At 65.5% G+C, this 26607-nt stretch carries 26 protein-coding genes; 18 read left to right on the top strand and 8 right to left on the bottom strand.

Translation table 11 applies throughout. The features are described from left to right. Positions 1-25 precede the first annotated feature (25 nt). Genes VMV82_03735 through VMV82_03720 form a run of 4 tightly spaced genes read left to right on the top strand, consistent with a single transcriptional unit; the run spans position 26 to position 5665 of the window. On the top strand, positions 26-1435 hold the full coding sequence (locus tag VMV82_03735; GenBank protein ID HUY40659.1) for a hypothetical protein: 1410 nt from the start codon (positions 26-28) through the stop codon (positions 1433-1435). A gap of 26 nt (positions 1436-1461) precedes the next feature. Continuing rightward, positions 1462-3498, top strand: coding sequence for an elongation factor G (locus VMV82_03730; GenBank protein HUY40658.1), 2037 nt, complete (start codon positions 1462-1464; stop codon positions 3496-3498). Continuing rightward, a complete protein-coding gene (locus VMV82_03725) occupies positions 3495-5123 on the top strand; it encodes a peptide ABC transporter substrate-binding protein (protein ID HUY40657.1) in 1629 nt (542 codons plus the stop codon). Before VMV82_03730 ends, VMV82_03725 begins: the two co-directional genes overlap by 4 nt. Continuing rightward, positions 5105-5665 (top strand): phosphoribosyltransferase family protein, encoded by a 561-nt coding sequence (locus VMV82_03720; protein HUY40656.1) that lies wholly within the window; start codon positions 5105-5107, stop codon positions 5663-5665. The genes VMV82_03725 and VMV82_03720 overlap by 19 nt, the downstream gene beginning before the upstream one ends. Positions 5666-5852: 187 nt before the next feature. Here the strand turns inward: VMV82_03720 and bcp are convergent, their stop codons facing one another. Continuing rightward, a complete protein-coding gene (gene bcp, locus VMV82_03715; GenBank protein ID HUY40655.1) occupies positions 5853-6314 on the bottom strand; it encodes a thioredoxin-dependent thiol peroxidase in 462 nt (153 codons plus the stop codon). Positions 6315-6344: 30 nt separating this feature from the next. Between bcp and VMV82_03710 the strand changes: the two genes are divergently transcribed. Then, a complete protein-coding gene (locus VMV82_03710) occupies positions 6345-6929 on the top strand; it encodes a hypothetical protein (GenBank protein HUY40654.1) in 585 nt (194 codons plus the stop codon). Here the strand turns inward: VMV82_03710 and VMV82_03705 are convergent. Genes VMV82_03705 through VMV82_03690 form a run of 4 tightly spaced genes read right to left on the bottom strand, consistent with a single transcriptional unit; the run spans position 6926 to position 9921 of the window. Next, positions 6926-7252, bottom strand: a complete 327-nt coding sequence (locus VMV82_03705; GenBank protein HUY40653.1) for a rhodanese-like domain-containing protein — start codon at positions 7250-7252, stop codon at positions 6926-6928. The genes VMV82_03710 and VMV82_03705 overlap by 4 nt on opposite strands. Positions 7253-7257: 5 nt before the next feature. After that, entirely contained in the window at positions 7258-8043 is a 786-nt protein-coding gene (locus VMV82_03700; GenBank protein ID HUY40652.1) for a thiazole synthase, read from the bottom strand. Between the two features lie 22 nt (positions 8044-8065). Further along, positions 8066-8266 carry a sulfur carrier protein ThiS gene (gene thiS / locus VMV82_03695; GenBank protein HUY40651.1) on the bottom strand — a complete coding sequence of 67 codons (201 nt, stop codon included), beginning with the start codon at positions 8264-8266 and terminating at the stop codon, positions 8066-8068. Further along, complete coding sequence (locus VMV82_03690; protein ID HUY40650.1) at positions 8266-9921, bottom strand: electron transfer flavoprotein-ubiquinone oxidoreductase; 1656 nt, start codon at positions 9919-9921, stop codon at positions 8266-8268. Before VMV82_03690 ends, thiS begins: the two co-directional genes overlap by 1 nt. Positions 9922-10000: 79 nt before the next feature. On the opposite strand from VMV82_03690, the gene VMV82_03685 reads away from it, so the two are divergent. Genes VMV82_03685 through VMV82_03675 form a run of 3 tightly spaced genes read left to right on the top strand, consistent with a single transcriptional unit; the run spans position 10001 to position 12961 of the window. Then, the gene (locus VMV82_03685; protein HUY40649.1) at positions 10001-10576 is read left to right on the top strand and encodes a hypothetical protein; all 576 of its coding nucleotides are present in this window, start codon (positions 10001-10003) and stop codon (positions 10574-10576) included. Beyond that, positions 10569-11927 (top strand): MBL fold metallo-hydrolase, encoded by a 1359-nt coding sequence (locus VMV82_03680; GenBank protein ID HUY40648.1) that lies wholly within the window; start codon positions 10569-10571, stop codon positions 11925-11927. The genes VMV82_03685 and VMV82_03680 overlap by 8 nt, the downstream gene beginning before the upstream one ends. Then, positions 11924-12961: an aminotransferase class V-fold PLP-dependent enzyme gene (locus VMV82_03675; GenBank protein ID HUY40647.1), complete on the top strand. Its 1038-nt coding sequence runs from the start codon at positions 11924-11926 to the stop codon at positions 12959-12961. Before VMV82_03680 ends, VMV82_03675 begins: the two co-directional genes overlap by 4 nt. Positions 12962-13005: 44 nt before the next feature. On the opposite strand, the gene VMV82_03670 is transcribed toward VMV82_03675, so the two are convergent. Beyond that, positions 13006-14142 (bottom strand): amidohydrolase, encoded by a 1137-nt coding sequence (locus VMV82_03670; protein HUY40646.1) that lies wholly within the window; start codon positions 14140-14142, stop codon positions 13006-13008. 26 nt (positions 14143-14168) lie between these two features. Continuing rightward, complete coding sequence (locus tag VMV82_03665; GenBank protein ID HUY40645.1) at positions 14169-15038, bottom strand: hypothetical protein; 870 nt, start codon at positions 15036-15038, stop codon at positions 14169-14171. A 117-nt stretch (positions 15039-15155) separates the two neighbouring features. Between VMV82_03665 and VMV82_03660 the strand changes: the two genes are divergently transcribed. Genes VMV82_03660 through VMV82_03615 form a run of 10 tightly spaced genes read left to right on the top strand, consistent with a single transcriptional unit; the run spans position 15156 to position 24751 of the window. Further along, positions 15156-16175, top strand: coding sequence for a thiamine pyrophosphate-dependent dehydrogenase E1 component subunit alpha (locus tag VMV82_03660; GenBank protein ID HUY40644.1), 1020 nt, complete (start codon positions 15156-15158; stop codon positions 16173-16175). Continuing rightward, positions 16166-17182 carry an alpha-ketoacid dehydrogenase subunit beta gene (locus VMV82_03655; GenBank protein ID HUY40643.1) on the top strand — a complete coding sequence of 339 codons (1017 nt, stop codon included), beginning with the start codon at positions 16166-16168 and terminating at the stop codon, positions 17180-17182. Before VMV82_03660 ends, VMV82_03655 begins: the two co-directional genes overlap by 10 nt. Continuing rightward, complete coding sequence (locus tag VMV82_03650; protein HUY40642.1) at positions 17182-18462, top strand: dihydrolipoamide acetyltransferase family protein; 1281 nt, start codon at positions 17182-17184, stop codon at positions 18460-18462. The genes VMV82_03655 and VMV82_03650 overlap by 1 nt, the downstream gene beginning before the upstream one ends. A gap of 28 nt (positions 18463-18490) precedes the next feature. Next, positions 18491-18868, top strand: coding sequence for a 6-carboxytetrahydropterin synthase QueD (gene queD / locus VMV82_03645; protein HUY40641.1), 378 nt, complete (start codon positions 18491-18493; stop codon positions 18866-18868). 8 nt (positions 18869-18876) lie between these two features. Next, a complete protein-coding gene (locus tag VMV82_03640; GenBank protein HUY40640.1) occupies positions 18877-19452 on the top strand; it encodes a 7-carboxy-7-deazaguanine synthase QueE in 576 nt (191 codons plus the stop codon). After that, positions 19449-20054, top strand: a complete 606-nt coding sequence (locus tag VMV82_03635) for a hypothetical protein (protein HUY40639.1) — start codon at positions 19449-19451, stop codon at positions 20052-20054. Before VMV82_03640 ends, VMV82_03635 begins: the two co-directional genes overlap by 4 nt. Further along, the gene (locus VMV82_03630; protein ID HUY40638.1) at positions 20051-20896 is read left to right on the top strand and encodes a 1,4-dihydroxy-6-naphthoate synthase; all 846 of its coding nucleotides are present in this window, start codon (positions 20051-20053) and stop codon (positions 20894-20896) included. The genes VMV82_03635 and VMV82_03630 overlap by 4 nt, the downstream gene beginning before the upstream one ends. A gap of 14 nt (positions 20897-20910) precedes the next feature. After that, positions 20911-22131: a DUF1343 domain-containing protein gene (locus tag VMV82_03625; protein ID HUY40637.1), complete on the top strand. Its 1221-nt coding sequence runs from the start codon at positions 20911-20913 to the stop codon at positions 22129-22131. After that, positions 22128-23528: an FAD-linked oxidase C-terminal domain-containing protein gene (locus tag VMV82_03620; GenBank protein HUY40636.1), complete on the top strand. Its 1401-nt coding sequence runs from the start codon at positions 22128-22130 to the stop codon at positions 23526-23528. The genes VMV82_03625 and VMV82_03620 overlap by 4 nt, the downstream gene beginning before the upstream one ends. Beyond that, positions 23525-24751, top strand: coding sequence for an FAD-binding oxidoreductase (locus tag VMV82_03615; GenBank protein HUY40635.1), 1227 nt, complete (start codon positions 23525-23527; stop codon positions 24749-24751). Before VMV82_03620 ends, VMV82_03615 begins: the two co-directional genes overlap by 4 nt. A gap of 38 nt (positions 24752-24789) precedes the next feature. Here VMV82_03615 and VMV82_03610 read toward each other — a convergent pair whose 3' ends face one another. Then, entirely contained in the window at positions 24790-26493 is a 1704-nt protein-coding gene (locus VMV82_03610) for a helix-turn-helix transcriptional regulator (protein HUY40634.1), read from the bottom strand. Between the last annotated feature and the right edge of the window lie 114 nt (positions 26494-26607).

Here is a 26607-nt window from a genome sequence, read left to right as displayed (position 1 = left end):
CCACGCGAAGGGGGAACATCGGCCATTGTTTGCCGAGGAGCGTCCCATCGCGTATTCGGCGCGGATGCTCTTCCTTTGGTTCTATCAAGCCTGCCGCCGCGGCTGGCCGCGCTTCCTGATGGTGAGCGATCACGTCAACTTCCTCACCTTCGAAGACCCCGGCGCGGTCAATACGGTGCGCCGCGCGCTCAAGCTCGCCGAAGCGGGAGATATCTACGGCTGTGCCGAGACGGCGGGCGTCGAGGTCGGCCACGCGCAGGTCGTCTCCGAAGGTCTGCGCCGCGGCATGCGCTTCTCCATCGGGGTCGAGATCGACACCGATCCTCGCTCGAGGCCCGACGCGCAAAACATCGTGGATGCCATGCGGCCCGACGGCCTCGTGCGCTCCGTCCATTTTCTCACGATCGATCACCCCGAGAAGGGCTCCGACTGGCCTTGGCCCTTCGACAATCCGGAGTTCGCCGAGTACTTCGAGGCCGTCGGCAAAGAACGAACGTGGGAGATGTACGTCACGAAGCTCGTGGACGAGATCGAAAAGCTGCCCGGCCAGATCGCCGGGCACATCTATGCGCCGGCGATCTTCGGACAATGGCCGGAGGCCAAGAAGCTCGAGGAGTACGAAAATCGCGTGTTGGCGGCATGCCTCGCCCGCGGCATGGCGATCGAGTTCAACACGCGCTTCCTCTATCGCGACCATCCCGAGGATCAGAAGCGGCGTTATCTCGACGCGTACCGTCGGTTGTTGCGCAAGGCGAAGGCGAAGGGCGTTCCGGTCGCGATCGGCTCCGACGCGCACAGCCCCAAGGACCAGGGGGGAGCGTTCGAAGCAGTGCTCAAGCTGCTCGATGACTGCGGCATCAACGAGCTGGTCTTCCCCGTGAACGGACGGCTCGCGCGCGTCGCGCTTCGCGCCACGCGGGAGCACATCGAGAAGGCACGACAGCGGCGCCCCGAGCGGCCGCATGCGCCGGGAAGCAGCATCACGGGGTTCGGCCGAGCCGAGCTGGGCCTCCCGGAAGAGACGGAGAGCGCTCGCGCCCTTCGCCTCGGCGGCGCTCGCGCCGCTCGCACCGCCGGCCCGAAGCGCAAAGTGCCGCTGTCCGCCAGAACGGCCTCCCCTAAGGGAAGCAGCGCTCGCCGGAGCGTTGAATCGGCGGCCTCGTCGTCGAAGGCACGCGCGGTAAAGGCCTCCAAGCCGGGCAAGAAGCCCGTGGCAAAGAAAAGCGTCGCGAAGAAGCCCGCCAAGAAGGCCGTTGCGAAGGCCGTTGTCAAGAAGCGCGTTCCGATAAAGAAGACGAAAACCGTCGCCAGGGCCTCGCGCGCCGCGACGGCGAGAAAGACGCCGAAACGGAAAGTGGCCGCGAAACGCACGGCGAAGCCGAAGAAGCTCGCGAAGAAGAAGACGAACAAGAAGGCGGCCAAGCGCCGCCGCTGACACCACGCTCGAAGGGGGAGCCATCGATGGCGGAGATCTCACGCCTGCGTAACGTTGCATTCGTCGGTCCTCACCACGCGGGCAAGACTACGCTCGTCGAAGCGATCCTCGCACACTGCGGCGCCATTGGGCGCCGCGGTTCCATTTCCGACGGTACGACCGTCACCGATTTCGAGCCCGAAGACGTCGCTCACGCGCAGAGTACGACGGTCGGCTTCGCACACTGTGCGGCAGACGGCATCGACCTCACCATCGTCGATACGCCGGGCTTCATCGATTTTTTCGAAGAGACGCGCATGGCGCTCACCGGCGTCGATGCCGCCGTCATTGTGGTCGAGGCGGACCCCTCACGCGTCGTGCAGACCCGCATGCTCGTCGACGCCGTCGAGCAGCTGCGGCTCCCGCACCTCTTCGTCGTCGACAAGATGGACCGGCCGGGCGCGAACTTCGCGGGCACGCTCGCCGCACTGCAGGACGCGTACGGCCGCCACGTGATCGCGGAGCAATGGCCGATCGGCGCAGCGGAGTCCTTCACCGGTTTCGTCGATCTCGCGGAGATGAAGGCGTATGCATCGGCTGACGGCGCAGAGCGCGAGGTGGAGATTCCGCAGGGCGTGCAGCAGCAGGTCGGGCAGGCGCGTACCGCACTCCTCGAGGCTATGGCCGATTTCGACGATACCCTCATGGAAGAGCTGCTCGAAGGAAAGGAACCTCCGCTCGACGAGGTCGAGCGCGACTTGTGCAACGAGTGCTCGCACGATCAGATCATTCCGGTCCTCGTCGCTGCAGGCGCGACGGGCGCCGGCGTCGGCGCGCTCGTGCGCGCGATGGAACGCTGGTTTCCCTCACCGGCGGATCGGCCGCATATCGACGCCGAGGGACGCCCGCTTCCGCCGGATCCGTCGGCACCATTCGTCGCACGCGTCCTCAAGACGTCGATCCACCCGCAATCGGGCAAGATATCCGTCGTGCGCGTGCTCGCCGGAACCGTGACGTCCGACGCGACCCTCACCGATATCAGCAAAGGCGGCGAGCGCGTGCGTTCCGGCGGCCTTTACCGCTTACAAGGCAAGAAACAAGAGCCCATGGGCGATGCCGGGCCGGGCGCGATCGTCGCCATCGCGCGTCTTGAATCCGTCGCCACCGGTGACACGATCACCGCGAACGGCCACAAGGTTCTTCTGCCGCGGATCACGCACGGTGCGCCCGTCTTCGCCGTTGCGATCAGGCCGAGGGAGAGAATCGACGAGGCAAAGATCTCGCAGATGCTCGCCCGCATCGTGGACGAGGACCCGTCGCTCTCGCTCGGGCGAGCCGACGTCACCAACGAGTTGTTGCTTCAAGGCTCTGGGGAACAGCATGTGAACATCGCTGTCGAGCGGCTTGCGCGCAAGTACAAGGTCGAGGTCGAGGTGGCGCCCCCGTCGATCCCGTATCAAGAGACGATCACGGCATCGACCGAGATCCACTCGCGGTACAAGCATCAAACGGGTGGGCACGGCCAGTTCGGCGACGTATGGCTGCGCTTCGAGCCGCGGGAACGCGGCTCGGGCGTGACGTTCGAGGAGAAGATCGTGGGAGGGGTCGTGCCGCGCCAGTTCATTCCCGCGGTCGAAAAGGGCGTGCGCGAAGCGCTCGCACGTGGGCCTGGCGGTTATCCCGTCAGCGATCTGCACGTGACGTTGTTCGACGGACAGTACCACGACGTCGACTCGAGCGAGCAGTCGTTCAAGACGGCAGCAGGCATGGGCGTCCGGGAGGCGCTGCCGAAGTGCCGGCCTGTCGTGCTCGAGCCGATCGTTCGCGTTACGGTGATCGTGCCGACGCCATACACGTCGACGGTCATTCAGCAGCTGACCGGCAAGCGCGGGCAGATTCTCGGCATGACGCCCTCGGCGCGCTCGGGATTCGACGAGATCGAAGCCGACGTTCCGCAGGTCGAGATGCCGCGGTACATCACCGAGTTGCGCACGGGGACGCAAGGCTTGGGAACGTTCCGTTGGCGTCACGAGCGCTACGATCCGATTCCCGGAAACCGCGTCGGCGGAAAGGCGGCGGTATGAGACGCGCGGTCGCCTTCGTCGCGCTGAGTCTCCTTCTCGCGAGTTGCACCCGCAGCATTGGAAACGTCCAGGGCGGCCGGCACGCATGGACGGTGCCGGGCGACTTACGCATCGCCATCCAAGGGGACTTGAAGAATCTCAATCCTTTGCTCGCTTCGAACACGACCGACGTCTTCGTCGCGCGATTGATGTTCGAGCCGCTCGTCTCGGCCGACGCTCGCGGCAACCCGGTTCCGATGCTCGCCGCCCAGGTACCGACGCTAGAGAACGGCGGCGTCAGCCGCGACGGCCTCGCGATCACTTACCACCTGCGCCGGGATGCCTACTGGACCGACGGCGTGCCGGTCACGGCGCGCGACGTCAAGTGGTCGTGGCAAGCGATCATGAACCCGAACAACAACGTCGTTTCGCGGCACGGCTACGACGAGATCCGCACGATCGACACGCCCGACCCCTACACGGTCGTGGTGCATCTCAAAGAGAAGTTCTCGCCGTTCGTCAATACGTTCTTTGCTGAGAGCGATCAGCCGTACCCGATTGCACCGGCTCACGTGCTGGACAAGTATCCCAACATCAACCAGGTTCCGTTCAACAGCGAGCCGACCGTGAGCGACGGCCCGTTTCGCTTCGGCGAATGGTCGCACGGCGACCATATCACGCTGCTTCGCAACGACCGGTTCTTCATGGGGCGGCCCGGATTGCAGCGCGTCGAGCTGAAGATCGTTCCCGACGAGAACACGTCGGTGAACATGCTGCGCACGCACGCGATCGACTGGATCTATCAGGCCTCCATCGAGACCTATCCGCAGACGAGTCAAATCCCGGATACGCACATCGTGTGGATGAACATCAACGGATACGAGGACATCCAGCTCAACGACGCGCGGCCGTACCTGCGCGATGTGCGCGTCCGGCAAGCGATTGCGTATGCGCTCGACAAGGGAGAGTTGATTCGTACGCTCACGTACGGCCAGCAAAAGGAGGCTACAGAGGACCTCCCCGACTGGATGTGGGCATTCGATCCCAACGTCCGGTCGTATCCGCATGACCTCGCGCGCGCGCGCGCTCTGCTCGAGGCGGCGGGGTGGGCGCCGGGGCCCGACGGCATCATGCGCAAGAATGGGCAGCCGCTCGTGCTCGTCGAGGTAACGAACCCCTCGAACGTCACGCGAAGCAAAGAGTCGGTGATCGTGCAGGCGCAGCTTCGCCAGGCCGGGATCGAAGTGCAGGTCAAGGACTTTCCCGGCGACGTGCTCTTCGCTCCGGCAGGCGAGGGCGGGATCCTTCAGCTCGGACACTTCGACCTCAGCCTCGCCGGATGGTTCTCCGGCATCGACCCCGATGACAGCTCGCAGTACATGTGCAAGAACGTTCCGCCCGGAGGATACAACTACTCACGGTATTGCAGCGCCGCAATGGACGCGGCCGAGAACGACGCGCTCACGCACTTCGATCACGCGACGCGCAAGGCGGCGTACGCGCGCACGCAACAGCTGCTTCACGACGACGTGCCGGAGATCTTCGTCTACTGGTATCGCTTTCAGCAGCCGATCAGCGACGACTTCAAAGGCTTCGACCCCAATCCGGTGGAGGAAGCCTGGAACGCATGGCAATGGAGCATTTAGGATCGCCCAATCAGCCCGTGGGTCCGCTCCCCGAGCTCGTCTGGCTTCGTAAGGTCATCTTCGACCGCGCGCTGACGCGCGGCGACTACGTTCTTGCGGGGGGCGTGCGAAGCGACTACTACATCGACAAGTTTCAGCTCTTCAGCGATCCGCAGGTGTTGCGGCGCATCGCTCGCCTCTTCACGCCGCTCATCGCCGAGACGAATCCCGATCTCGTCGGTGGAACCGAGCTCGGCGGGGCGATCGTCGCGACGGCGGTATCGCAGCTCTCCGGGCTTCCGATGATCGTCGTGCGCAAGAAGCCCAAGGGGTACGGCGCCTTTCCTGGCGAGTACGTCGAGGGCCCGTACCATCGCGGGGAGCACGTCTTGCTTCTCGAGGACATCGTGAGCAACGGCGGCGAGCTGCTCGCCGCAAAGGCGCGCCTTGAGGAGTTGGGGCTGCAGGTCACGCCGTGCGCCGTCATCAGCCGGGGCCTCGCGCCCGTGCGCGCGCTGATCCAGTTCTCACTACCGCGCGGCAAAGGACAGGCCGAGAACTAAGCTCCTCTTGTCATCGCAGGCTGCGCTGCCTTATCGGCGCCGTCGACGACGCCAGAACCGAGTTCGTTCCCGACGTCGCCTTCATACTTGACGCTCGTTGGAATGGGCTACCTCGCGAGGAGCGTCTGGTCTTCGAAGACCTCGATAATCTGGAATAGCGGCGTCCAAGGTTCCAGGAGTAGTCTTGTTACTCTTGCGATAGGTACGCCAGCACTTCCTCGGCGTGACCGTCGGCGGTCACCTTCGGCCACACTTTGACGATCGTACCCTTCGCGTCGATCAAGAACGTCGAGCGCGCAATGCCCATGTACGTCTTGCCGTAGTTGCTCTTCTCGACGATGACGCCGAACGCATCGCAGAGCTTCGACTCGACGTCCGAGAGCAGCTCGAACGGGAGCGCATATTTTTTCTTGAACTTTTGATGCGAGGCAACGCTATCGCGACTGACGCCGACGATCCGAACCTTCTTTCGCTTGAAGCGCGCAAGCAGATCGCGAAACTGCGACGCTTCATTCGTGCAGCCCGGCGTATCGTCTTTCGGATAGAAATAGAGCAGCAGCGAGCCGCCGAGGAGATCCTTGGTCGCGACGCGCTTCCCCGCGTCGTCCTCGACGGTGACGTTCGGCATGGTATCGCCTTGCGTAAGCATCGTCGGGCGTTTCGCGGTATACTCGCACCGATGCCTGCCCATCCGCTTGCCGGGGAACTCATCGAGGCGCTGTGCTGCCGCGGCGGCGGACGCGTCCTGGACTTCGGCAGCGGCATCGGGCGGAATACTGCGGCCTTGAGGGATGCCGGATTCGACGTCCTCTCGATCGATGACGCCGCCGCCGTGGGAACGGACGCGCTTGCCGCGATCGACATCGGCGGTGCGCCGTTCGACGGGGCGCTTTCGACGCACGCGTTGCTACACGGAACCCCGCATAGCGTCAGGAAGCGCGTCGGCGCGCTCGCGTGCGTTCTCTCCGGTGGAGCGTACTTCTTTGCGACGTTTGCCTCGACGCGTGACGCGCGCTACGGCGGCGGCGAAGAGGTGGCTGAGGCAACGTTCGCACCGCTCGACGGCGACGAACGCGGGGTAGCGCACGTCTACTTCGACGAGTTGCGGCTCCGGGCAATCGTCGAACCGCATTTTCGCGTTACCTCGCTCGACGAGCGCGCCGCCGATGCGATTGCCGGAACCTGGGCGCATTCGGCGTCGCCGTTGCGTGGCGCCGTGCATTGGATCCTGTACGCCGTTCGAGGGAGCTGCGAAGGACCTTAGTAGCGTGGAATCGACGGATCGACGCGCGCGGAATAGGCGTCGATTCCGCCCACGACGGTGCAGGCATCAGCAAAGCCGTTGCTTGCCAAGAATCGGGCCGCGAACTCGCTACGAGCCCCGGTATGGCAGATGAGCGCGATCGGCACGTTGCCGTCGAGCTCACCGAGCCGCGCGGCAAGCTCGTGGAGCGGGACGTTCACGGCGTCCGGCAGTGCGGCGAGCTTCAACTCGTTCGGATGCCGAACGTCGACGAGCACGAACGCTTTCTCGCCGGCGCGCCATTTCGCAAGCTCTTCGACGGAGATCTCTTTTACCGGCTGCACGCTGGCTACGCCTCCTCGACGGCGATGAGGTTTTCCATCGGGCTCGATGCGCTCGCGTAGAGACGCTTGGCCATTCTCCCCGCCAGGTAGGCCATTCGCCCCGCCTCGACCGCACGACGCATCGCATGCGCCATGAGCACCGGGTTACGGGCAGCGGCGATGCCCGTGTTCATGAGCAGCGCATCGACGCCCAGCTCCATCGCGATTGCAGCATCGGAGGCGGTCCCGACGCCGGCGTCGACGATGACGGGAACCTTCGCGCGCTCCTTGATGATACGAATCGAGTACGGATTGCAAACGCCAAGGCCGCTTCCGATCGGCGCGGCAAGCGGCATGACGGCCGCGCAGCCGATCTCTTCGAGCTGCCGGCATACGATCGGGTCGTCGCCGACATACGGGAGCACGGTAAACCCGTCGGCGACGAGGCGCTCCGCCGCCTCGAGCGTCGCGCGCGGATCGGGGTGCAGCGTCTGCGCGTCGCCGATGACCTCGAGCTTGACGAGGTCGGTCTGCAAAAGCTCGCGCGCAAGCTGCGCCGTGAGGACGGCGTCCCGCGCGGTATAGCATCCGGCGGTGTTCGGAAGAATCGTCAAGCGCGAGCGGTCGATGTAATCGAGGAGCGTCTTGCCGCTCGGGTCGTCGAGAGCAATACGCCTGATCGCAACGGTCACCATTTGTGCGCCGCTCGCCGCGTGCGCGGCTTGCATAACCTCGAGGGAGGGATACTTTCCCGTGCCGACGATCAGCCGCGACGCGAACTCAAGCGTACCGATTCTCAGAACATCATTCATGATTCTTCGGACTCTTTCTCCCTCAGCCGCCCGCCACCGCTTGGATGACCTCGATGCGATCGCCGTGTGCGATGCGGTACTCGCCGAAGGTCGAGCGCCGGACCACCGCATCGTTGCAGGCGACCGCAATCCCGGTCTGCGCCGTACCCAGCAATACAAGCAGCTGCGCGATCGTGAGGCCCTCGCGCAGCTCGCGCGACTCTCCGTTGACCGTGACCGTCATCACATGCCCGTGTAGACGGGCCCCCCTCCGCCTTCCGGAGGTACCCACGTGATGATCTGGTACGGATCGGCGATGTCGCACGTCTTACAGTGGACGCAGTTCGTGAAGTTGATCTGCAAGCGGCCCTCGACCGAGCCGTCGCGTTTCTCGAAGAGCGGTTCGTAGACCGCTGCCGGACAGAAATAGCGGCACGGATTACCGTACTCCACCGTGCACCGATCGCGGCAAATATTCGTGTCCGAGACGTGCAGGTGGCATGGCTGGTTCTCGTCGTGCATCGTGCCGGAGTTGTAGACGTCGGTGAGCTTGTCGAACGTCAGCACGCCGTCTATGGTTGCGCGCGGCGATTCCGGCGGCTCGTAGCCGCGCTTCTCCATCACTGCAAAGCCGGGTTTAGCGTGAAGCCGCTCGAAGAAGCCGAACCCGCGCCCGCCTGAGATCGTCGAGAGCCCCGCGTTGAGCATGCCGAAGAGAAGGCCGCGCTCGAAGCCCTGATGGAAGTTGCGTGCACGGCGCAGTTCCCCGTACGCCCACGACCCTTCGAACCGCCGCTGATATCCCGCGAGCGTCGCCTCATCGAATCGGCCGGCCTGCAGGGCCTCCCACGCGGTCTCACCGGCGAGCATGCCGGACTTCATCGCCAAGTGAATGCCTTTGAGGCGCATGCCGTTGAGGAATCCGCCCGAGTCGCCGACGATCATCAACCCGCCGGCGTAGAGCCGCGGCATTGCGAAGAGGCCGCCTTCCGGAATCGCTTTGGCTCCGTAACGCAGCAGCTTTGCGCCGCGCAATAGCGCGGCAATCGAAGGATGCTGCTTCAAGCGCTGGAGCTCGTTGTGCGGATCGCTCGTCGGATCGCGCGCGTCGAGCCCGGTAACCATGCCGATGTCGAGAATGTCTCCGGTCATTCCGTAGATAAACGCTCCGCCGAACGTTTGCGCGGGCAATGGATAGCCCAGCGTATGGGTCACGCTGCCGGCTTGCACCGATCCCGGTGGGCACTGCCAGAGCTCCTTCACGCCGAGTGCGTACACCGCCGGCTCGCGTCCGGCATCTAGGCCCAAACGCGCGACGGCCTGTTTGGTCAGCGTGCCCAGCGGACCTTCGCCGAGAACGACGATCTTTGCTACCAGATCGGCACCGGGCTCGTAGTTGGACTTGGGATTGCCGTCGCGATCGAGCCCTTTGTCGCCGGTGCGAACGCCGGCGACGCGGCTTCCGTCCCACAGCAACTCTTGACCGGGAAACGCGGGAAAGATCTGCACGCCCGCTTCCTCTGCACGATCGGCGAGCCATCGTACGATCTTCTGCAACGACGCAACGTACTTGCCTTTGTTGTTGAGCGGCGGCGGCGTGAACGGTGCCTTGAACGTGCCGCTGTGCGTAAGATACCAGAGCTCGTCGCGCGTCACGGGCGACTCGACGGGAACGCCGTGTTCGAGCCAATTGGTGTCGAGCTCTTCGAACGCGCGCGGATCGAGCACCGCGCCGGAGATCGCATGGTTCCAGGCCTCGGCGGCCTTCTCGATGACGAGAATCTCGAGCGTGCGGCTCGCGCTCTTCGCGCGTTCCGCGAGCACGATCGCACCGGCAAGGCTCGCCGGACCGGCACCGACAAAGAGAACGTCGACTTCGAGGCGCTCGCGCTCCGCCATGCGGGGTTTCTTCGAGGAGATGCTCGGCGTTACTCCTCGCGGTAGGTTCCGCGGAATGTCGCACGGTATCCCCGCTTGCATGAAGATCCAGGTCGGCGTCATGGGCTCCTCGGGCGGAAGCATTTCTGCAGAACACCTCGCCGCGGCGCGTCGTCTGGGCAGGCGCATCGCCGAACGCGATTGCACGATCGTTACCGGCGCGTGCCCGGGATTACCGCACGCAGCGGTGCTCGGCACCCACGAGGCAGGCGGCGCGAGCCTGGGTGTCTCGCCCGCCCTCACGCGTGAAGAGCACGTCGACGTCTACCACTCGCCGATTCAGCCGTACACTTCCATCGTCTTTACCGGCTCCGGACTCATGGGGCGCGAGACGCACAACATCCACAGCTCCGACTTCGTGCTCTTTCTCGGAGGTCGCAGCGGAACGCTCGGCGAGTTCTGCATCGCGTACGACGAAGGAAAGCTGATCGGCGTCCTCGCTCACTCCGGCGGCATCTCCGATCACGTCGATGACGTGCGCAAAATCGTCAAGAAAGAGACCGGCGCGATCATCGTGGAGGACGCCGACCCGGCGTCGCTCGTCGACCGCTGCCTGGATCTCTACCTGCGTAACGCACTTCCGAGCTCGCTCGCCCTTACCGCGGCGCGTGGCTGAGCTCACCTTCGTCGGCGCGGCCGGCACGGTCACCGGCAGCAAGCATCTTCTCACGGTTGGTGGCAGGCGGTTCTTCGTCGACTGCGGCCTCTTTCAAGGGACGCACCAGATCGCGGCGCTCAACGACGCACCTCTGCCGGTCGAGCCGGACGACGTCGAGGCCGTCGTCGTCACCCACGGCCACCTCGATCACATCGGCTACCTTCCCAAACTCGTGCATGATGGCTTCGCCGGCCCGATCTACTGCACGCCGCCGACGCAAGCCCTCATGCAGATCGTGCTCGACGACGCAGCGCACTTGCAGCAAGAGATGTTGCAGCGCGGTCTGGAACACGAGCACCCAAGCGTGCCGCCGGCGTACTACGACGAGCGGGACGTCGCTCGCACGATGCGCCTGGTGCGAGCCGTTCCGCTCGGAACGCAGTTCGACGCCGTTTCCGGCGTGCGCGCGACATACCACAACGCGGCGCACGTCATCGGCTCCGCCTTCGTCGCCTTCGAGCTCGAGGGCAAGCGCATCGTCTTCTCCGGCGATCTGGGACGGTACGGGCGCACCTTGCTCTACGATCCCGATCCGATCGGACGCGCCGATACGATCGTCTGCGAATCGACGTACGGTGACCGCACGCACCCCGTAGACGCTCTCGACGCGCTCCAAGCGGCGCTGCTCGACGGCATCGCCCGCGGAGGCACCATCGTGATGCCGGCGTTCGCCGTGGAACGCACGCAGGACATGCTCTTGGCCGTTGCCGCCATCCAGGCGAGGGAGCCGAAAATCGCGGCGCTGCCCGTGCATCTCGACAGCCCGATGGCGGAGAAGGTCGACACGCTCTTCGAAAGCTTCCCCGACGCGCACAAGCCGATACCTCACGGCACGCCTGAAACGCCGTTCGGCGTACGCAACTTCTCCCTTGCCGTAACGACCGAGCAGTCGAAGGCGCTCAACCGTCTCGAGGGACCCCAGCTCATCGTTTCGGCGAGCGGCATGGCATCGGGCGGACGCGTCCTCCATCACCTCCACAACCATGTCGCCCAAGCCGATTCTACGGTGATCTTCGTCGGCTATCAAAGCCGCGGCACGCTCGGGTCGTTGCTGACGCACGGCGTGAAGGCGCTGCGCCTCTACGGTGACACGCTGCCGGTGCGTGCGAAAATCGTGGACTTGGCGGGCTTCAGCGGCCATGCGGATCGCACCGACTTCGGGCGCTGGTTCTCGACCTGCACGAGCAAGCCCCATTTGTACGCCGTGCATGGCGAGCCCGAGTCCGCAATGGCGCTGGCGGCGTTCTCGACGACGCAGTTCGGATGGCCGGCCGAAGCCGGGCAACGCGGAACCACGGTACCATTGTGAGCCCGGCGGCGCGCAGCTTCGCGAGCGACAACACCGCTCCGGTCGCTCCCGAGATCCTCGACGCGATCCGCCACGCAAATGGGGGCGATGCGATCGGTTACGGCCACGACGCATGGACGGCGTCGGCGATTCGCCGCTTTCGCGAACACTTCGGCGAGACGACGGACGTGTATTTCACGTTCAACGGCACCGGCGCCAACGTCGTCGCACTCAGCTGCCTCGTACGACCGTGGGAGGCCGTGCTCTGCCCGGCGAGCGCGCATCTCCAGACCGACGAGTGCGGCGCGTTCGAGCGCTTCGCCGGCTCGAAGGTAATCCCGGTCGTGACGAACGACGGCAAGCTGAGCCCGGCGGACCTCGAGCCGCACCTGCATCCCGGGCACGACGAGCATCATCCGCAGCCGCGAGTCGTCTCCATTTCGCAGTCGACGGAGTACGGAGGCCTCTACGAACCCGGCGAGATTCGCGAGCTCTGCGACTACGCGCACGAGCGAGGCCTGCTCGTGCACGTGGACGGCGCACGGATCGCGAATGCTGCCGCAGCATTGCACGCCACCCCGCGTGCGATCACTGCCGATCTCGGCGTCGACGCGCTCACCTTCGGCGGCACGAAGAACGGTTTGATGTTCGGCGAGGCGATCTGTTTCTTCACGCCCGAGCTTACGGCCGGCGCCGTGCCTTTCGCCCGCAAACAAGGGATGCAGCTGGCCTCGAAGATGCGCTTCGTGGCCGCGCAGTTCGACGCCCTGCTCTCTGACGATCTCTGGCTGCGCTACGCCTCGCACGCCAATGCGATGACGGCGCGGCTTCACGAGCGCGTCCTGGCCATCCCCGCAATCCGCGTCACGAGACCCGTTTGCTGCAATGCCATCTTCGCAACGATGGACCGCGCCGCGATTGCCCGCGCGCAGGGCGAGTTCTTCTTCTACACGTTCGACGAAGCGCTGCCGGAGGTGCGCTGGATGACGCACTGGGCGACGCAGCCCGAGGACGTCGAAGCATTCGCGGACGCTCTCGAGGCCGCCCTCACCTGAGCCGAGCTAAGGGACGATCGCGTATCGCCGTACGCCGGAGTCCGTCACTGCATTGCTATTCCAGTCATCATACGAAAGCCGGCGTCGAGAGCTCGCTCGTCGATGTCGTACCGTGCGCTGTGCTGCGGCTCGTTCCCCATTCCGGCTCCGCGCGCGCCGACGAGAAAGTACGCGCCGGGACGCTCGGCTTGCATGTACGCCATGTCCTCGGCCCACATGACGACCTCGTGCGGTTCGACGATGTTCTCCGCCCCGACGCTCCCGCTCGCGATCGCGCGCACGACGTCGTTCTCGCGCGGGTCGTTGACGACGGCGGGATAGCCCCATTCGTACTCGAGGCGGTACTCCATCCGCATCGCGCTACAGAGCCCTTGCAGCATGCGCTCGATCCGCTCGGGCATCGAGCGGCGCACGACTTCGTCGAGCGTTCGTACCGTGCCGGTCAGCTCGGCACGATCCGGAATCACGTTGTGCGTCGTCCCCGCAACGACTCTCCCGATCGTCACGACCACGGGCTCCTTCGGAGGCACTTCGCGGCTCACGAGCGTCTGCAGCATCGTGATGAACTGCGCGGCGCCGACGATCGGATCGACCGAGAGCTGCGGCATCGCGCCGTGCCCGCCGTGCCCTTCTAGGATAATGGAAATCTGATCCGAGGCAGCAAAGAACGGGCCGTCGCGGATTCCGACTTTTCCGACGTCGAGGCCGGTATAGAGGTGCAGCGCGAAGACGCGGTCCACGTGCGGATTCTCGAGGGCGCCGTCGGCGATCATCAGCCGGTTGCCACCGTAGCCTTCTTCGCCCGGCTGAAAACAGAAGACGACCGTCCCGGCTACGTCTTGACGGCGCGCAGCGAGCGCGCGCGCCGACGCCAGCAGAATCGCCATGTGCCCGTCGTGCCCGCAGGCGTGCATCACGCCGTCGTGCTGCGAGCGATACTCCGCCGTGCCGAGCTCCGTTATCGGAAGAGCATCCATGTCGGCGCGAAGCAGCGTCGTCGGACCGCGACGTCCGCCGCGCAGCGTCGCCAATATTCCCGTTTTACCGATGCGCGTTCGAATTTCGTCGAAATCGCACTGCCGAAGTTCGCGCTCGATGAAAGCCGCGGTCTCGTGCTCTTCGAGCGAGAGCTCCGGATGCGCGTGAAAATGCCGCCGGTAGCGGATCAGCTCAGGGTTCAAGCAGCCGAACCGCTACGCGCGCGCCGCTACTTCTGTTGAAACGGCATCAGGAGGAGACTCACCACCGGCATGCAGAGGAACTTCGCCGGTGAGTACGTCTCCGTCTTTGCGTCGTCGAGCGCCTCCGTGTCCGTTACGGCGTTTCCGCTGGACTGCACGAGCTGCGTGTAGACGGGCTTGCCGTTGGAGTCGAGGTAGATCGCGACGAGCGCCGAGGTGCCGCCGCGGCCGCTGGAGTAGCTCGCCATTTCATCCTGCGCCGACCAGTCGCTCCGCGGCTGCAGCGCCATTCGCGACGGCGCGTAGGCTGCGCCGCACGCGAGCGAAGGAAGTGGCTGGAGCAGCGTCGCTGCGACCATCGCGTAACGCCGCGGCATCGTCGGAACCGTCGAGCTGGCGATGATGTGCAGCGATGGCACGGCACTGTTCGGACGCGGCGTCGCACCCCAGGGATAGACTTGATTGACGAAGCTGGGACACGAGACGAGCGCCGCGCCGTCCACTGCATACGAATCCACGTATGCGTACTGGACGCCGACCGACCGGTCGAAGGTCACGAGAACCGGATCGCTCATGCGATCGCCGGCGCGCGCTTGTTCGTGCAGCGGCACGCCGGCAATCGTCGCCTGATATGCCGAGTCGTTCGTGATGAAGGTCACGAGCGCGGTCACCCGCGAGCCGGATGCCGCGTACAAAACCACGCGTAACGCGCGTTCGGAGGAGGCGGTCTTCGGAGCCGGCGCGTTCGTCGCGGCGTCCCACGGGACGTACGACCCGTCAGCGCCGCAGAAGATGTTGCTCGCCGCTGCAGGCGTGGGCTGCACGGCGAAGGCGAGCGGTCCGCACAGAGCTGCGACGCTCGCCGCAAAAAGGATGCTTCGAATGGGACGCTTCATGATGTAGCCTCGATTTCGACGGATTCCTGGTGCGGCCTCGCGCGCATGCCTTGGTCCGGGCACGGCACGCCGCCCTTTTGAAGCGTTCCGCGCCGCCCGAGGCGAACCTCGGACCCCGTGGCAGTAAAGACGACGGCCGCGCTGGATCGCCGCGGACTGGGCGACGAGCAGTTGCGGCAGATCTTCCAAAACATGCTCCTCCAGCGCCAGCTCGATAACCGCGGCTTCCAGCTCAACCGGCAAGGGAAGGTGCCGTTCGCGCTCGGCAGCGAGGGGCATGAAGCGCTCCAGGCCGGCGCGGCGATGGCGTTCCGGCGCGGCTACGACCTGCTCGCGCCCTACTATCGTGATCTCGGCCTCTGCCTCGGCGTCGGTTTGCCGGCATACGAGATCATGCTCTCGATCTTCGCTCGCGCCGCAGATCACAACGGCGGACGCCAGTTTCCCAACCACTACTGCTCGAAGAGCGTCGGGATTCTCTCGTTCTCCTCGATCCTCGCCGCGCACATCCCTCACGCAGTCGGTGCCGCATATGCGATGAAGTACCGCGGCGAGGGCGGGCGCGCGGTTCTCTGCACGTGCGGCGACGGTACGACGAGCGAGGGTGAGTGGCACGAGTCGATCAACTTTGCGGCGATTCACGCACTTCCGATCGTCTTTCTCGTCGAGAACAACATGTGGGCGATCTCGACACCGCTCGAAAAGCAGATGGCGCAACCAGAAATTTGGAAGCGCGCCGCGGGATACGGCATTCCTGGCAAACGATTCGACGGATTCGATCCAATCGAAACCTACGCGTGCGTGAACGAGGCACTCGAGCGCGCCCGCTCGGGCGGCGGCCCGACGCTGCTCGAAGGCATGTGCTATCGTTTTCTCGCCCACTCGACCGACGATAACGACATGACGTATCGGACGAAGGACGAGGTCGCGCGACATCGGAAAGACGATCCCGTTCCACGATTCGAAGCGCGGCTGGTCGAGGCCGGCATCGTCACGGACGCGGAGGCGGCCGCAATGAAGAAGGACGTGTTGCAGGAGACGAACGACGCCACCGATCGCGCCGAGGCGATGCCGTTTCCGCAGGCACGCGATCTCTACGAGAACGTCTACGAAGGAGCGTGGCAGCCATGGCAGTGACGACCTCGCAGACGTCCGCGTCGTCGCAGACGATGAACAACGTCGAAGCGGTGCGCGCGACGCTGTACGAGGCCTTGAAGAACGACGACCGCGTGATTATCCTCGGCGAGGACGTCGGCGCACGCGGGAACGTCTTTCTCATCACGAAGGACTTCATCGACGAGTTCGGCCCGCAGCGCGTCATCGACACGCCCATTGCCGAGGCGTCGATCGTCGGCATCGCCGTCGGAATGGCGATGGAAGGCTTGCGTCCAATTGCCGAGATCCAGTTCGCTGACTTCATCTATCCGTCGTTCAATCAGATCGTCGGCGAGGCGGCGAAGACGCGCTACCGCAGCAACGGCGAGTACACGTGCCCGCTCGTCATACGCGCGCCATACGGCGGCGGCGTGCGCGGAGCGCTCTCGCACTCCGTCTGCGTCGAAGCGCTCTTCTACCACGTTCCGGGGTTGAAGATCGTCGCTCCGGCGTTCCCCGCCGACGTGAAAGGGCTGCTCAACGCCGCAATCGACGATCCGGATCCGGTGCTCTTCTTCGAGCACAAAAAGACCTATCGCCTGATCAAGGGTGAGGTACCCAACGGCCACTACTCGATTCCCATCGGCAAAGCCAACGTCGTACACGAGGGCTCGCAGCTCACCGTCGTCTCGTACGGATTGTACGTGCACTGGGCGCTCGAAGCGGCGCAGACGCTCGAACGGGACGGGATCTCCGTCGAGGTGATCGATCTGCGTTCGATTCGCCCGATGGATCGCGGTGCGATTCTTGCGAGCGTCGAGAAGACGCGCAAGCTGCTCATCGTACATGAGGACAACAAGTTCGGCGGCATCGGAGCCGAGATCAGCGCGATGGTCGCCGAAGAGGCGCTCTTCCATCTCGACGCGCCGATCCGGCGGCTGTGCGGACCCGACGTTCCCGCGATGGGGTACGCGGAGACCCTCGAGCACGAGTTCATGTCGTCCCCGGCAAAGATCGCCGACGCGATGCGCGAACTGGTGGCCTTCTGATGCCGACCACGGTAACGATGCCGCAGCTGGGCGAGACGGTAACGGAGGGCACCGTAGCGCAATGGCTCAAGCAGCCGGGTGAGAGCGTCGAGAAGTACGAGCCGTTCGTCGAAGTTTCGACGGATAAAGTCAACGCGGAGGTTCCCTCGCCGGTCAGCGGCGTCTTGCGCGAGCTTCTCGTAAAGGAAGGCGAGACCGTCGCCACCGGAACGGCGATCGCCATCATCGACGACGCCGGCGCTTTGGCACAGGCGACCAAGGCTGAGGCGAATCGCATGGCCTCCGACGAGCCGGTTCCCGGCATGACGGCGCCCCCGGCACCGCGTTCGAACGGCCAGACGATACGCGCGCCCGCACCCGCCGGTGGCGCACTCGAATCGGCGCTGCGCGGCGTCTCGCCGGCGGTGCGCAAGCTCGCCCGCGAGCACAGCGTGGACGTTCGCGCGATCTCGGGAACGGGCAACGGCGGTCGCGTGACCGCGCAAGACGTCCTCGCAGCAGCAGCGACCGGACCGGCGACGCTCGCCGCGCCGGCGGCAGCCACGCAGGCGCCGCCCGGCACGTCGACCTACGCGCAGCCGATTCCCGGCACGACGATTCCGCTCAATCAGGCGCGCCGCATCATCGCGCAGCGGATGGTCGAGAGTAAACACACCGCGCCGCACGCGTGGTCGGCCGTCGAAGTCGACGTCACGAACCTCTGGAGATGGCGCGAGCGCGAGAAGGCGCGCTTCGAGCGCGAAACCAGCTACAAGCTGACGCTCTTACCCTTCTTCATTCGTGCGGTCGTGCAATCGCTGCAGGCCTTTCCGCTCGTGAACGCCCGCTTTGCGCCCGACGGCATCCAAGTGCTCAAGGACGTCAACGTCGGCATCGCGATCGGCCTGCCGTCGAATCTCGTCGTGCCCGTGGTGAAAAACGCAGACCGCTTGACGATCAAGGCGCTCGGCATCGCCGCCGGAGAGCTCATCGATCGAGCGCGCAAGAACAAGCTCGGCGTCGACGATCTCGCAGGCGGAACTTTCACGGTGAACAACAACGGCGCAAACGGCTCAATCCTCTCCGCGCCGATCATCAACGGCGGCCAAGCCGGAATCGTGACGATGGAAGCGGTCGTGAAACGCCCCGTCGTGGTCGACGCAGACGCAATCGCGATCCGGCAGATGATGAACTGCTGTCTCTCGATCGACCATCGCGTGCTCGACGGCTACACGGCGAGCGGATTCCTCGCCGACCTCAAGAAGCGCCTCGAGTCCATGGGCCCAGACGGCGCGATCTAGGAAAGCGCCAGCGCCACTCCGTCCCCTCATGCAGATTCGCAAGCACTTCCGCTTCGAGGCGGCACATTCGCTACCGAATCACCCAGGAAAGTGCGCGAGGATGCACGGCCACTCGTACCGCCTCGACGTCGCAATCTCGGGCCCACTCCACCGGGACGGTCCGGCGCGCGGCATGGTCGAGGACTTCGACGCCCTCGAAGCGCTCGTGACGGCAGAAGTACTCGACGCGCTCGACCACCGCACGCTCAACGAGGTCATCGAGAATCCGACTGCGGAAGAGATCGCGCTGTGGATTTGGCGACGTCTCGAGCCGAAGCTGCCGTCGCTCGACGAGCTCGTCCTCTGGGAGACGCCGAACGCCTGCGCCGTCCTCAAGCGCGGCGATCCGTCGACGGTGCCGGGATGACGCCGGCGGTGATTCAGGTCTCCGAAATCTTCCGCAGCATCCAAGGTGAAGGAACGTGGACGGGAATGCCCGCCGTCTTCGTGCGCCTCGCCGGCTGCAATCTTTCATGCAATTTCTGCGACACGGATTACGCGCTCAAGCGGATGATGACCGTGCCGCAGATCGTTGACGCCGTGCGAGCCGCCGGCGCACAATGCCCCATGGTGGTGCTCACCGGCGGAGAGCCGCTCGCGCAATCGGCGTCCGCGGCGCTCATCGACGCCCTACGCGAAGACGGGCGACGCGTCCACGTCGAATCGAACGGTACGATCTACGCCACCCTTCCCGACGACGTGTGGCTCTGCGTCTCGCCGAAGGAATGCGTCGATCCGAAGATGGCGGCGCGCGCCAACGAAGCGAAGCTCATCGTGGACGAGCGCGTTCCGGAAGAGCATCTCCCGCTCTTTACGGCGCTGCCGACCATCCTGCTCCAGCCGGAGGGCAACAAACCCGCCAACGTCGCGCTCGCGCTCGATTACCTGAGCGCGCATCCCGAGCGCTTCCGCCTCTCGCTGCAAACGCACAAGTTCATCGGCGTGCCGTGATTCTCGTCGTCAGCGCGACGCGCCAGGAAACGGCTTTCCTCGAGCCGAGAGCGGGCGTCGAGGTGCTGGTGACCGGAATCGGTCTCGTGGAGGCCGCCGCGCAGCTCTCGCGCGCGCTCGCGCAAGACCGTTACGATCTCGTCGTCAGCGCCGGCATCGCCGGAGCGTATGACGAAGAGCTTGCGATCGGCGACGGTGTGGTCGTGGCGGAGGAGAGCCTCGAGCTCGATCTCGAGACGGGGCACGCCCTCCCGCTCCCGGCCGGCATGACCGTCCACGACCGCGCCGCATCGGATCTCGTTCTGGTCGACCGGCTCGTCGAGCTGGGCTTTCGCAGCGTTCGGGGCGCAACGGTCTCGCGCGTCACCGCGACCGATGAAACGGCGGCGCGTCTGCGCGCAAGCGGCGCGCGCATCGAGTCCATGGAGGGATTCGGCGTCCTGCGCGCTGCGGAGATCGCCGGCGTTGCGGCCGTCGAACTGCGCGGGATCTCGAACTACGCGCGCGAGCGCTCACGCTCGCGATGGGACTTCTCGGCCGGAACGCGAGGTCTCGCCAACATTACGGAGGCGTTCCTCGCGCTCGAGGACCTACCAGCGTGAACGAGTCGTACACGCTCGCATACTCGCCGTGCCCCAACGATACGTATATTTTCGCCGCGCTCACCCACGGGTTGCTCGCGCAGGCGCCACGCGTTCGCGTCGCATTGGCGGACGTCGAGGCGCTCAATGACGCCGCGGAGCGCGGCACCTACGAGCTCACCAAAGTCAGCTACGGCGCGATTCCGCATCTCGCGCAACGGTATCGCATCCTTCGTTCGGGAGGCGCGCTCGGACGCGGATGCGGGCCTCTCGTCGTCACGCGTCCTGGAGCGGCTGCAGCACTCCAGGAGCTGGACGGTCTGCGCGTCGCCATTCCCGGCGCCCGCACGACCGCGAATCTGCTGCTCGCGCTTGCTCTGCACGACGTAAAGGCGAGCGTCGTGCGGCTCGAGATGCGATTCGACGAGATCGTCGCAGCAGTCGTGCGCGGCGAGGCCGACGCCGGCCTCATCATTCACGAGTCGCGCTTCACGTACGGACAGAGCGGCTTAGCGTCGCTGCTCGATCTGGGCGACTGGTGGGAATCGCAGACGGGCCTACCGATTCCGCTCGGCGCGATTCTCGTACGGAGCGACCTCGGCGCCAGCGCCGGCGCACGCCTCGATGCGGCCATCCGTGCAAGCCTTGCGTACGCGCGCGAGAACCAAGCCGCCGTCATGCCCTACGTTCGCGAACATGCCTTCGAGATGAATGACGACGTCATGCGCAAGCACATCGCACTCTACGTCAACGAGTACACCGACGACGTCGGCGAGCTGGGGATCGCGGCCGCGCGCGAGCTCTTCGACCGCGCCCGTGCGGCGGGGCTGCTCGCGGGCGCGGCGGAACCGCGCTTCGTTTGAGCGAAGCACGGAGCATGCGAAGACGCGAGTTTCTCGGCTCGGTTGCTGCTGCCGGTCTTACGGCTGCCGGAGGCGCACGCGCGCTCTCACAGGCGCCCGTTGCGCTCGGCGGCGACGTGTTGCTGCGCGATCATGTACGCGAGCTTGCGGGGCGCGGCATCGGCATCATTACGAATCAAACGGGCGTTACGGCACAGGGCGTTTCCATCGTCGACGCGGTGCGCCGCAGCGGCGTGCGCGTGCACGCACTCTTCGCGCCCGAGCACGGCTTGCGCGGCGACCGTCCCGCCGGCGCATTCGTCGAGTCCTACGTGGATGCCGTCACCGGGCTTCCCGTGTACAGCCTCTACGGGCCGGATCGCCATCCCTCTGCGGCGATGCTCGCCGGCATCGACGTTTTGCTCTTCGACATTCAAGACGTCGGAGCGCGCGCGTACACGTTCGTCTCCACGATGGCGTACGCGATGCAGAGCGCTGCGGCACATGGCATCGAGTTTTGGGTTCTCGATCGACCCAATCCGGTCGGCGGCGCCATGGTCGAAGGACCGGTGCTCGACCCGAAGTTCTCCTCCTTCATCGGGCTCTATCCGATCGCAATGCGTCACGGCATGACCATCGGAGAGCTCGCGCGAATGTTCAACCGACACTTCGGTATCGGTGCCAAGCTGCGCGTGATTCCGATGCAGGGCTGGCAGCGCTCGATGATTTGGCCGCAAACGGGCTTGCGGTGGATCCGCACGTCGCCGAACATCCCGACGTGGCAGACGACGTTCGTCTACCTGTGCACGGGGCTGATCGACAGTGCCGGGCTCAACAACGGCGTCGGCACGCCCGATCCGTTTTTCTTCGCCGGCGCGCGCAACCTCGACGCTCGCGGCTTTACCGAACGCCTGTCGGCAACCGGTGCGCCAGGGGTCGTCTTCGACGCGGCGACGTGGTCGCCGATCAAAGGAGCAAATATGGGCCGCTCCTTTTCCGGCGCGCGTCTGCGGCTCTCCGAACCGTCACAGTTCGCACCCGTCCGCACGTCGGTCGAGGTCGCGGTCACGGCGCGCGACATGCGAGCGAGCGCGATCGACGTTCACAGCGTGCGCGAGGTGGACATCGATTGGGGAACCGATGCCTTCCGCAAGCAGCTCCTGGATGGTAGCAGCGCGAACGAGATCGTTGCCTCTTGGCAGCAAGGCGTTGCCGATTTTCTGCCGCTGCGCCAGAGATTCTTGCTCTACACGTGAGCGCGCGCCTCGAGGATCGGCTGCGCGAAGCACTGGGAGCCGCGAACGTCAAGACGGCCCCCGAAGACCTGTCGGTCTACTCGTTCGACGCATACAGCGAAGGCAAGCTCCCCGCAGCCGTCGTCATTCCCTCCGACACGCGGCAGGTCAGCGCCGTCGTGAAGATCGCGCGCGAGTTCGAAGAGCCGGTCATCGCGCGCGGCGCCGGCACCGGCCTGTGCGGCGGCGCGGTCTCGATCGACGGCGGCGGAATCATCGTCTCCTTTGCCCGCATGCACGAGCTGCTCGAACTCGACGTCGCAAACCGGCGGGCGCGCGTCCAGCCCGGCCTCGTCAATCTCCAGCTCTCGCAGCAGGTTGCCGGCGCGAAGCTCTTCTATGCGCCCGATCCGGCCTCGCAGCGCAGCTCGACGATCGGCGGCAACATCGCGACGAACGCCGGCGGACCGCATTGTCTCTCGTACGGAACGACGGTGAATCACGTTTTGGGCCTCGAGATCGTCGACGAGCGCGGTGAGGTCTTCACGACCGACGTGGACGATGCGGGATACGACGTGACGGCGGTGCTCGTCGGCAGCGAAGGAACGCTCGGGATCGTGACCTCCGCCTGGGTTCGGCTGCTGCGCCTGCCCGAGGCGACGCGCGTCTGGCTTGCGGCGTTTTCCGACATCGAGAGCGCCTCGGAGACCGTCTCCTCGATCATCGGCGCCGGGATCGTTCCGACGGCGCTCGAGATGATGGATAGCGTGATCGTGAACGCCGTAGAACAGGCGTTCCATGCCGGGTATCCAACCGATGCCGCCGCCGTGCTCTTGATCGAGAACGCCGGCTTCGAAGACGCGATGGACGGATGCGAAGCCGCGATTCACGCGATCGCGATGCAGCACGGCGCGCTCTCGTGGCGCGCCGCGCGAACGCAGGCCGAACGCGACGCGCTGTGGGCGGGGCGCAAAGGTGCGGTCGGCGCGATCGGCCGCATCGCGCCGAACTACTACACGCAAGACGTGACCGTGCCGCGCAGCGCGCTGCCGAAAGCGCTGCACGCCGTCGAGGCTGCGGCGCGCGAGCACAATCTCGTCGTCGGGAACGTCTTTCACGCCGGCGACGGCAACCTTCATCCGCTGCTCGTCTACGACAAGCGCGACCGCCGGCAGGTCGCTGCCGTGCTCGCTACCGGCGACGCGATCCTGCGAGCCGCAATCGACCTCGGGGGAACGATCAGCGGCGAGCACGGCGTCGGATACGAAAAGCGCGAGGCGATGACGCGCGTCTACGGCACCGCGGACCTCGCCGCGATGGCGCGCGTACGCGACGTTTTCGATCCGCAGCGCATACTGAACCCGGAGAAGATTTTTCCCGCCGGCTCGCGCTGCATCGAGCTCGGCACGCCGGCATGACGCCGGGGGCCGCCGAACGCGCCCTCCCGCAAAGCGTGGAAGAGCTGTGCGCATTGCTCTCGCGCTGCGACGGCGACGGCACGCGCGTCGCGATCTGCGGCGGCGAGACGCTGCGCGGCATGGGGTTTCCCCCCATGGGCAGCGAGTTCGTCGTGCAAACGACGGCGCTCAAACGCATCGTCGCCTACAACCCGGCGGACCTCACCATCGCCGTGCAAGGCGGCACCACGCTGAAGACGCTGGCGGCACGGCTGAAGCGCGACGGACAGTTCTTGCCCCTCGACGCTCCGAAGCCTGGCCGCGCGACCGTCGGCGGGACGCTCGCCGCCGGATGGCTCGGACCGAGGCGCCATCGCTACGGCCGGCCGCGCGATCTGCTCATCGGCTCGACGATCGTGCTTGCCGACGGTACGATCGCGCGCGCGGGCGGCATGGTGGTGAAGAACGTCGCCGGTTACGACATGAGCCGTCTCTACGTCGGATCGTTCGGTACGCTCGGCGTGCTCGTGCAGGCGAACTTCAAGACCCTTCCGATGCCGGGTGCGGCGCGCGCATTCTTGGCGCCGCTTCCCGAAGGGACGCGTTCCCGAGCGCTCGCACAGCTACGCGCACTTGCGATCGAGCCGTCCGCGGCGCTCTGGATCGAGGGGTTCGAGAAAGAGATCTCCGGCGCGGCCGGCGCCGAAGGGCGGATCTTCGTCCTGCTCGAGAACGGCGAAGAGCTGCTCGAGCGCGCGACGCGCGACTTGCGCTCCGCACTCGGCCGCGCGGGCGTGCCGGAGACGCAGATCGTCGACGCCCGCGCGCGCGACGTGTTCGACGCCGTCCTCGATGCGTTCGTGTCGACGGTTGCGGACCGCTCGATCACCTATCGCATCCCGGCCATGCCCGATCGTCTCGATGCGTGCGCGACCGAAGCGCGCGACATCGTGCGCCGCTTCGCATTGGACGCTAACGTGATCGCCGACGTCATGAACGGCGACGTCATCGTCCGCGCGAGCCGCAACGACACGCGCGACCTCTCACTCAAGCTGCAGGTGCTCGACGACGCGCTGCATCAAGTCGAGCCACGTGCGCGCGTCATCGCCGGCGAGCACCCCGTACGGGCGGCGCTGCGCGTATGGGGCGCCGACCCGCCGGCTATCGCGCGCATGCGAGCGCTCAAAGCCGCCTTCGACCCGCACGCCACGCTGAACCCCGGCCGCTTCATCTCGGGAATTTAGGATATGGGGCAAGAGCGGCCCACGCAGATGCACCGGGTCTAAGACCCGGCCCGCGCCGCGCGGCCTGCGACGACGATGCGCAAGGCATCGGCGGGAACGTAGAGCCATACGTAGCCTGGGCCTTCGAAGCGGCGGGCTATGGCACAACCGTAGGTTTGCGCATCGGAGATTTGCGCTTCGTCATAGTCCGCAACCGCGTCACGAAAGCTCCAATGCGGAGGGCCGACGACGTAGTCGCTTCCGGAGGCGACAAATGCAGCACGCGACGCGATCTGAAAGGCAAAGATCAGGGCATACGTCCCATCCTTTGACGGCACCTTGACGGTCACGGCGGAATCGTAGGTGCCGATGCCGCGCGATACCGTAGGCGCGACGGTGAACCACACGGTCTCGCGCTTACCCCATGTCGGGGTTGCTATCAGCGGGGCCGTTGAGACCGCAGGACTGCGGTTGACGGTACGCAATCGTATGCTTCCTCGAAGAATCGCTCCCGGGCGCGCGGCGACGCTCTTATTGTGCTGGGATATCGAGGCAAACGCGCCGTTTCCTGAGAGCAGCGCAACCGTTCCGCCGGTGTTGTTGACGATGCCGATCCGTCCGCGCTGCGCGCAGCCGTTCGCGGAGCGCACGCGCGGCGTTAGGAGACGAAGTTGGGGAAGTTGCACCGGCGGGGACCGTCCGAAATCGTAAGCGATAACCCTTCCGTTTCCGCCGCTGCCGCTCGGGTAGCAACCGGTGCGATTTCCCCGTCCGCCGCGAACGTAGTACGCGCCTGGAACCAGCGCATCGCCGTAGGCGAGCACGACGATGCCGCCACCGCCGCCCGCCGATCCATGGATCGGCCCGCAACCCGACGTGTCGCAGGCATCTTGCCCTCGGGCAACGATGCGCCCTGCGATAATGCGCTGCGCCTGAATGTAGATGCCCCGCGCGCCGGGCGTTCCGGTGTATCTGGACGCCAGATCCCCTCCGCCGGCAGCTCCACTAAGATACCGCTTCATTCCGACGAGATACCAGCTCTCAAGCAGACTCGCCGTAAGAAGGGGCGCAGGTGGCGAGCCGCCGTCGGCCGGCGCAAGCGATCCCGGTCCGCCCGGCACGCGCGTTGCATCGCCGTCCTGCCCGCCACTGCCTGTGCAACTCGCCCCGCCGCCGCCGCCGGAGCCGCCGTAGGACTGCGGATACTCGCGGTATCGCGTGTATCCGGTTACAATCGTGCCGCGATTGTCGATGGTGCCGGAGCAGAGAATGCTGTGACCATCCGTAGCGAGGGTTACGTTCGCGTCGATCGTGAGATTGCTGCAGAGCAGGCCGTGCGCGAGAGTCATCGGATGGCGTAACGTGCTCTCCCCACGCAGATCCTCGAAAACGAGCGTCCTGTCTGCGGGCATCACAACGGGGTTGCGCGGTCTAATCATCGAAAGCACGGCAGCCGCTGCGATCACGACGATCGCGCTCGCGGTAGCGAGCGCGATCCACCGCATGGGCGCGCGGCGCTCCGGCGCAGAACCCTCCAACAGCTCGTTCGGATCGGAGATGTCCAGCGCTTGCGCGATCAGCCTCCAGGTGCGCACGGTGACGGGTTTTCCGTTCTCCGCATCCCAGATGACGCGAGGCCCCACCCCGGTTCGTTTGAGATCGACGCGTGCCGTCTGCTCTGCAAGCTCGGCCTGCGAAGAGAACCCGCGCTGTTCGCGCAGGTGACGCACCTTTGTTTTGTCGAGAACGATTCTGACGCTCAACGCTCGCTCCCGTGGATCCGCTGGATTGGTTTCTATGAGCCGGGCTCCGCCCCTTGAAACCCTACAGGAAGGCGACCGTTTGTGAAGCACGATAAGCCGTGACATGCTGCTGCC

The sequence above is a fragment of the Candidatus Dormiibacterota bacterium genome (assembly GCA_035532035.1).
Classification (GTDB): domain Bacteria; phylum Vulcanimicrobiota; class Vulcanimicrobiia; order Vulcanimicrobiales; family Vulcanimicrobiaceae; genus Tyrphobacter.
This window is presented reverse-complemented; position numbering and strand designations above follow the sequence as displayed.

Excerpts from the sequence above, each read along its gene's own strand:
- VMV82_03730 (HUY40658.1), top strand. The coding sequence starts at position 1,462 with ATGGCGGAGATCTCACGCCTGCGTAACGTTGCATTCGTCGGTCCTCAC.
- VMV82_03725 (HUY40657.1), top strand. The coding sequence starts at position 3,495 with ATGAGACGCGCGGTCGCCTTCGTCGCGCTGAGTCTCCTTCTCGCGAGT.
- VMV82_03720 (HUY40656.1), top strand. The coding sequence starts at position 5,105 with ATGGCAATGGAGCATTTAGGATCGCCCAATCAGCCCGTGGGTCCGCTC.
- bcp (HUY40655.1), bottom strand. The coding sequence starts at position 6,314 with ATGCTTACGCAAGGCGATACCATGCCGAACGTCACCGTCGAGGACGAC.
- VMV82_03710 (HUY40654.1), top strand. The coding sequence starts at position 6,345 with ATGCCTGCCCATCCGCTTGCCGGGGAACTCATCGAGGCGCTGTGCTGC.
- VMV82_03700 (HUY40652.1), bottom strand. The coding sequence starts at position 8,043 with ATGAATGATGTTCTGAGAATCGGTACGCTTGAGTTCGCGTCGCGGCTG.
- thiS (HUY40651.1), bottom strand. The coding sequence starts at position 8,266 with ATGACGGTCACGGTCAACGGAGAGTCGCGCGAGCTGCGCGAGGGCCTC.
- VMV82_03690 (HUY40650.1), bottom strand. The coding sequence starts at position 9,921 with ATGGCGGAGCGCGAGCGCCTCGAAGTCGACGTTCTCTTTGTCGGTGCC.
- VMV82_03685 (HUY40649.1), top strand. The coding sequence starts at position 10,001 with ATGAAGATCCAGGTCGGCGTCATGGGCTCCTCGGGCGGAAGCATTTCT.
- VMV82_03665 (HUY40645.1), bottom strand. The coding sequence starts at position 15,038 with ATGAAGCGTCCCATTCGAAGCATCCTTTTTGCGGCGAGCGTCGCAGCT.
- VMV82_03655 (HUY40643.1), top strand. The coding sequence starts at position 16,166 with ATGGCAGTGACGACCTCGCAGACGTCCGCGTCGTCGCAGACGATGAAC.
- VMV82_03650 (HUY40642.1), top strand. The coding sequence starts at position 17,182 with ATGCCGACCACGGTAACGATGCCGCAGCTGGGCGAGACGGTAACGGAG.
- queD (HUY40641.1), top strand. The coding sequence starts at position 18,491 with ATGCAGATTCGCAAGCACTTCCGCTTCGAGGCGGCACATTCGCTACCG.
- VMV82_03625 (HUY40637.1), top strand. The coding sequence starts at position 20,911 with ATGCGAAGACGCGAGTTTCTCGGCTCGGTTGCTGCTGCCGGTCTTACG.
- VMV82_03615 (HUY40635.1), top strand. The coding sequence starts at position 23,525 with ATGACGCCGGGGGCCGCCGAACGCGCCCTCCCGCAAAGCGTGGAAGAG.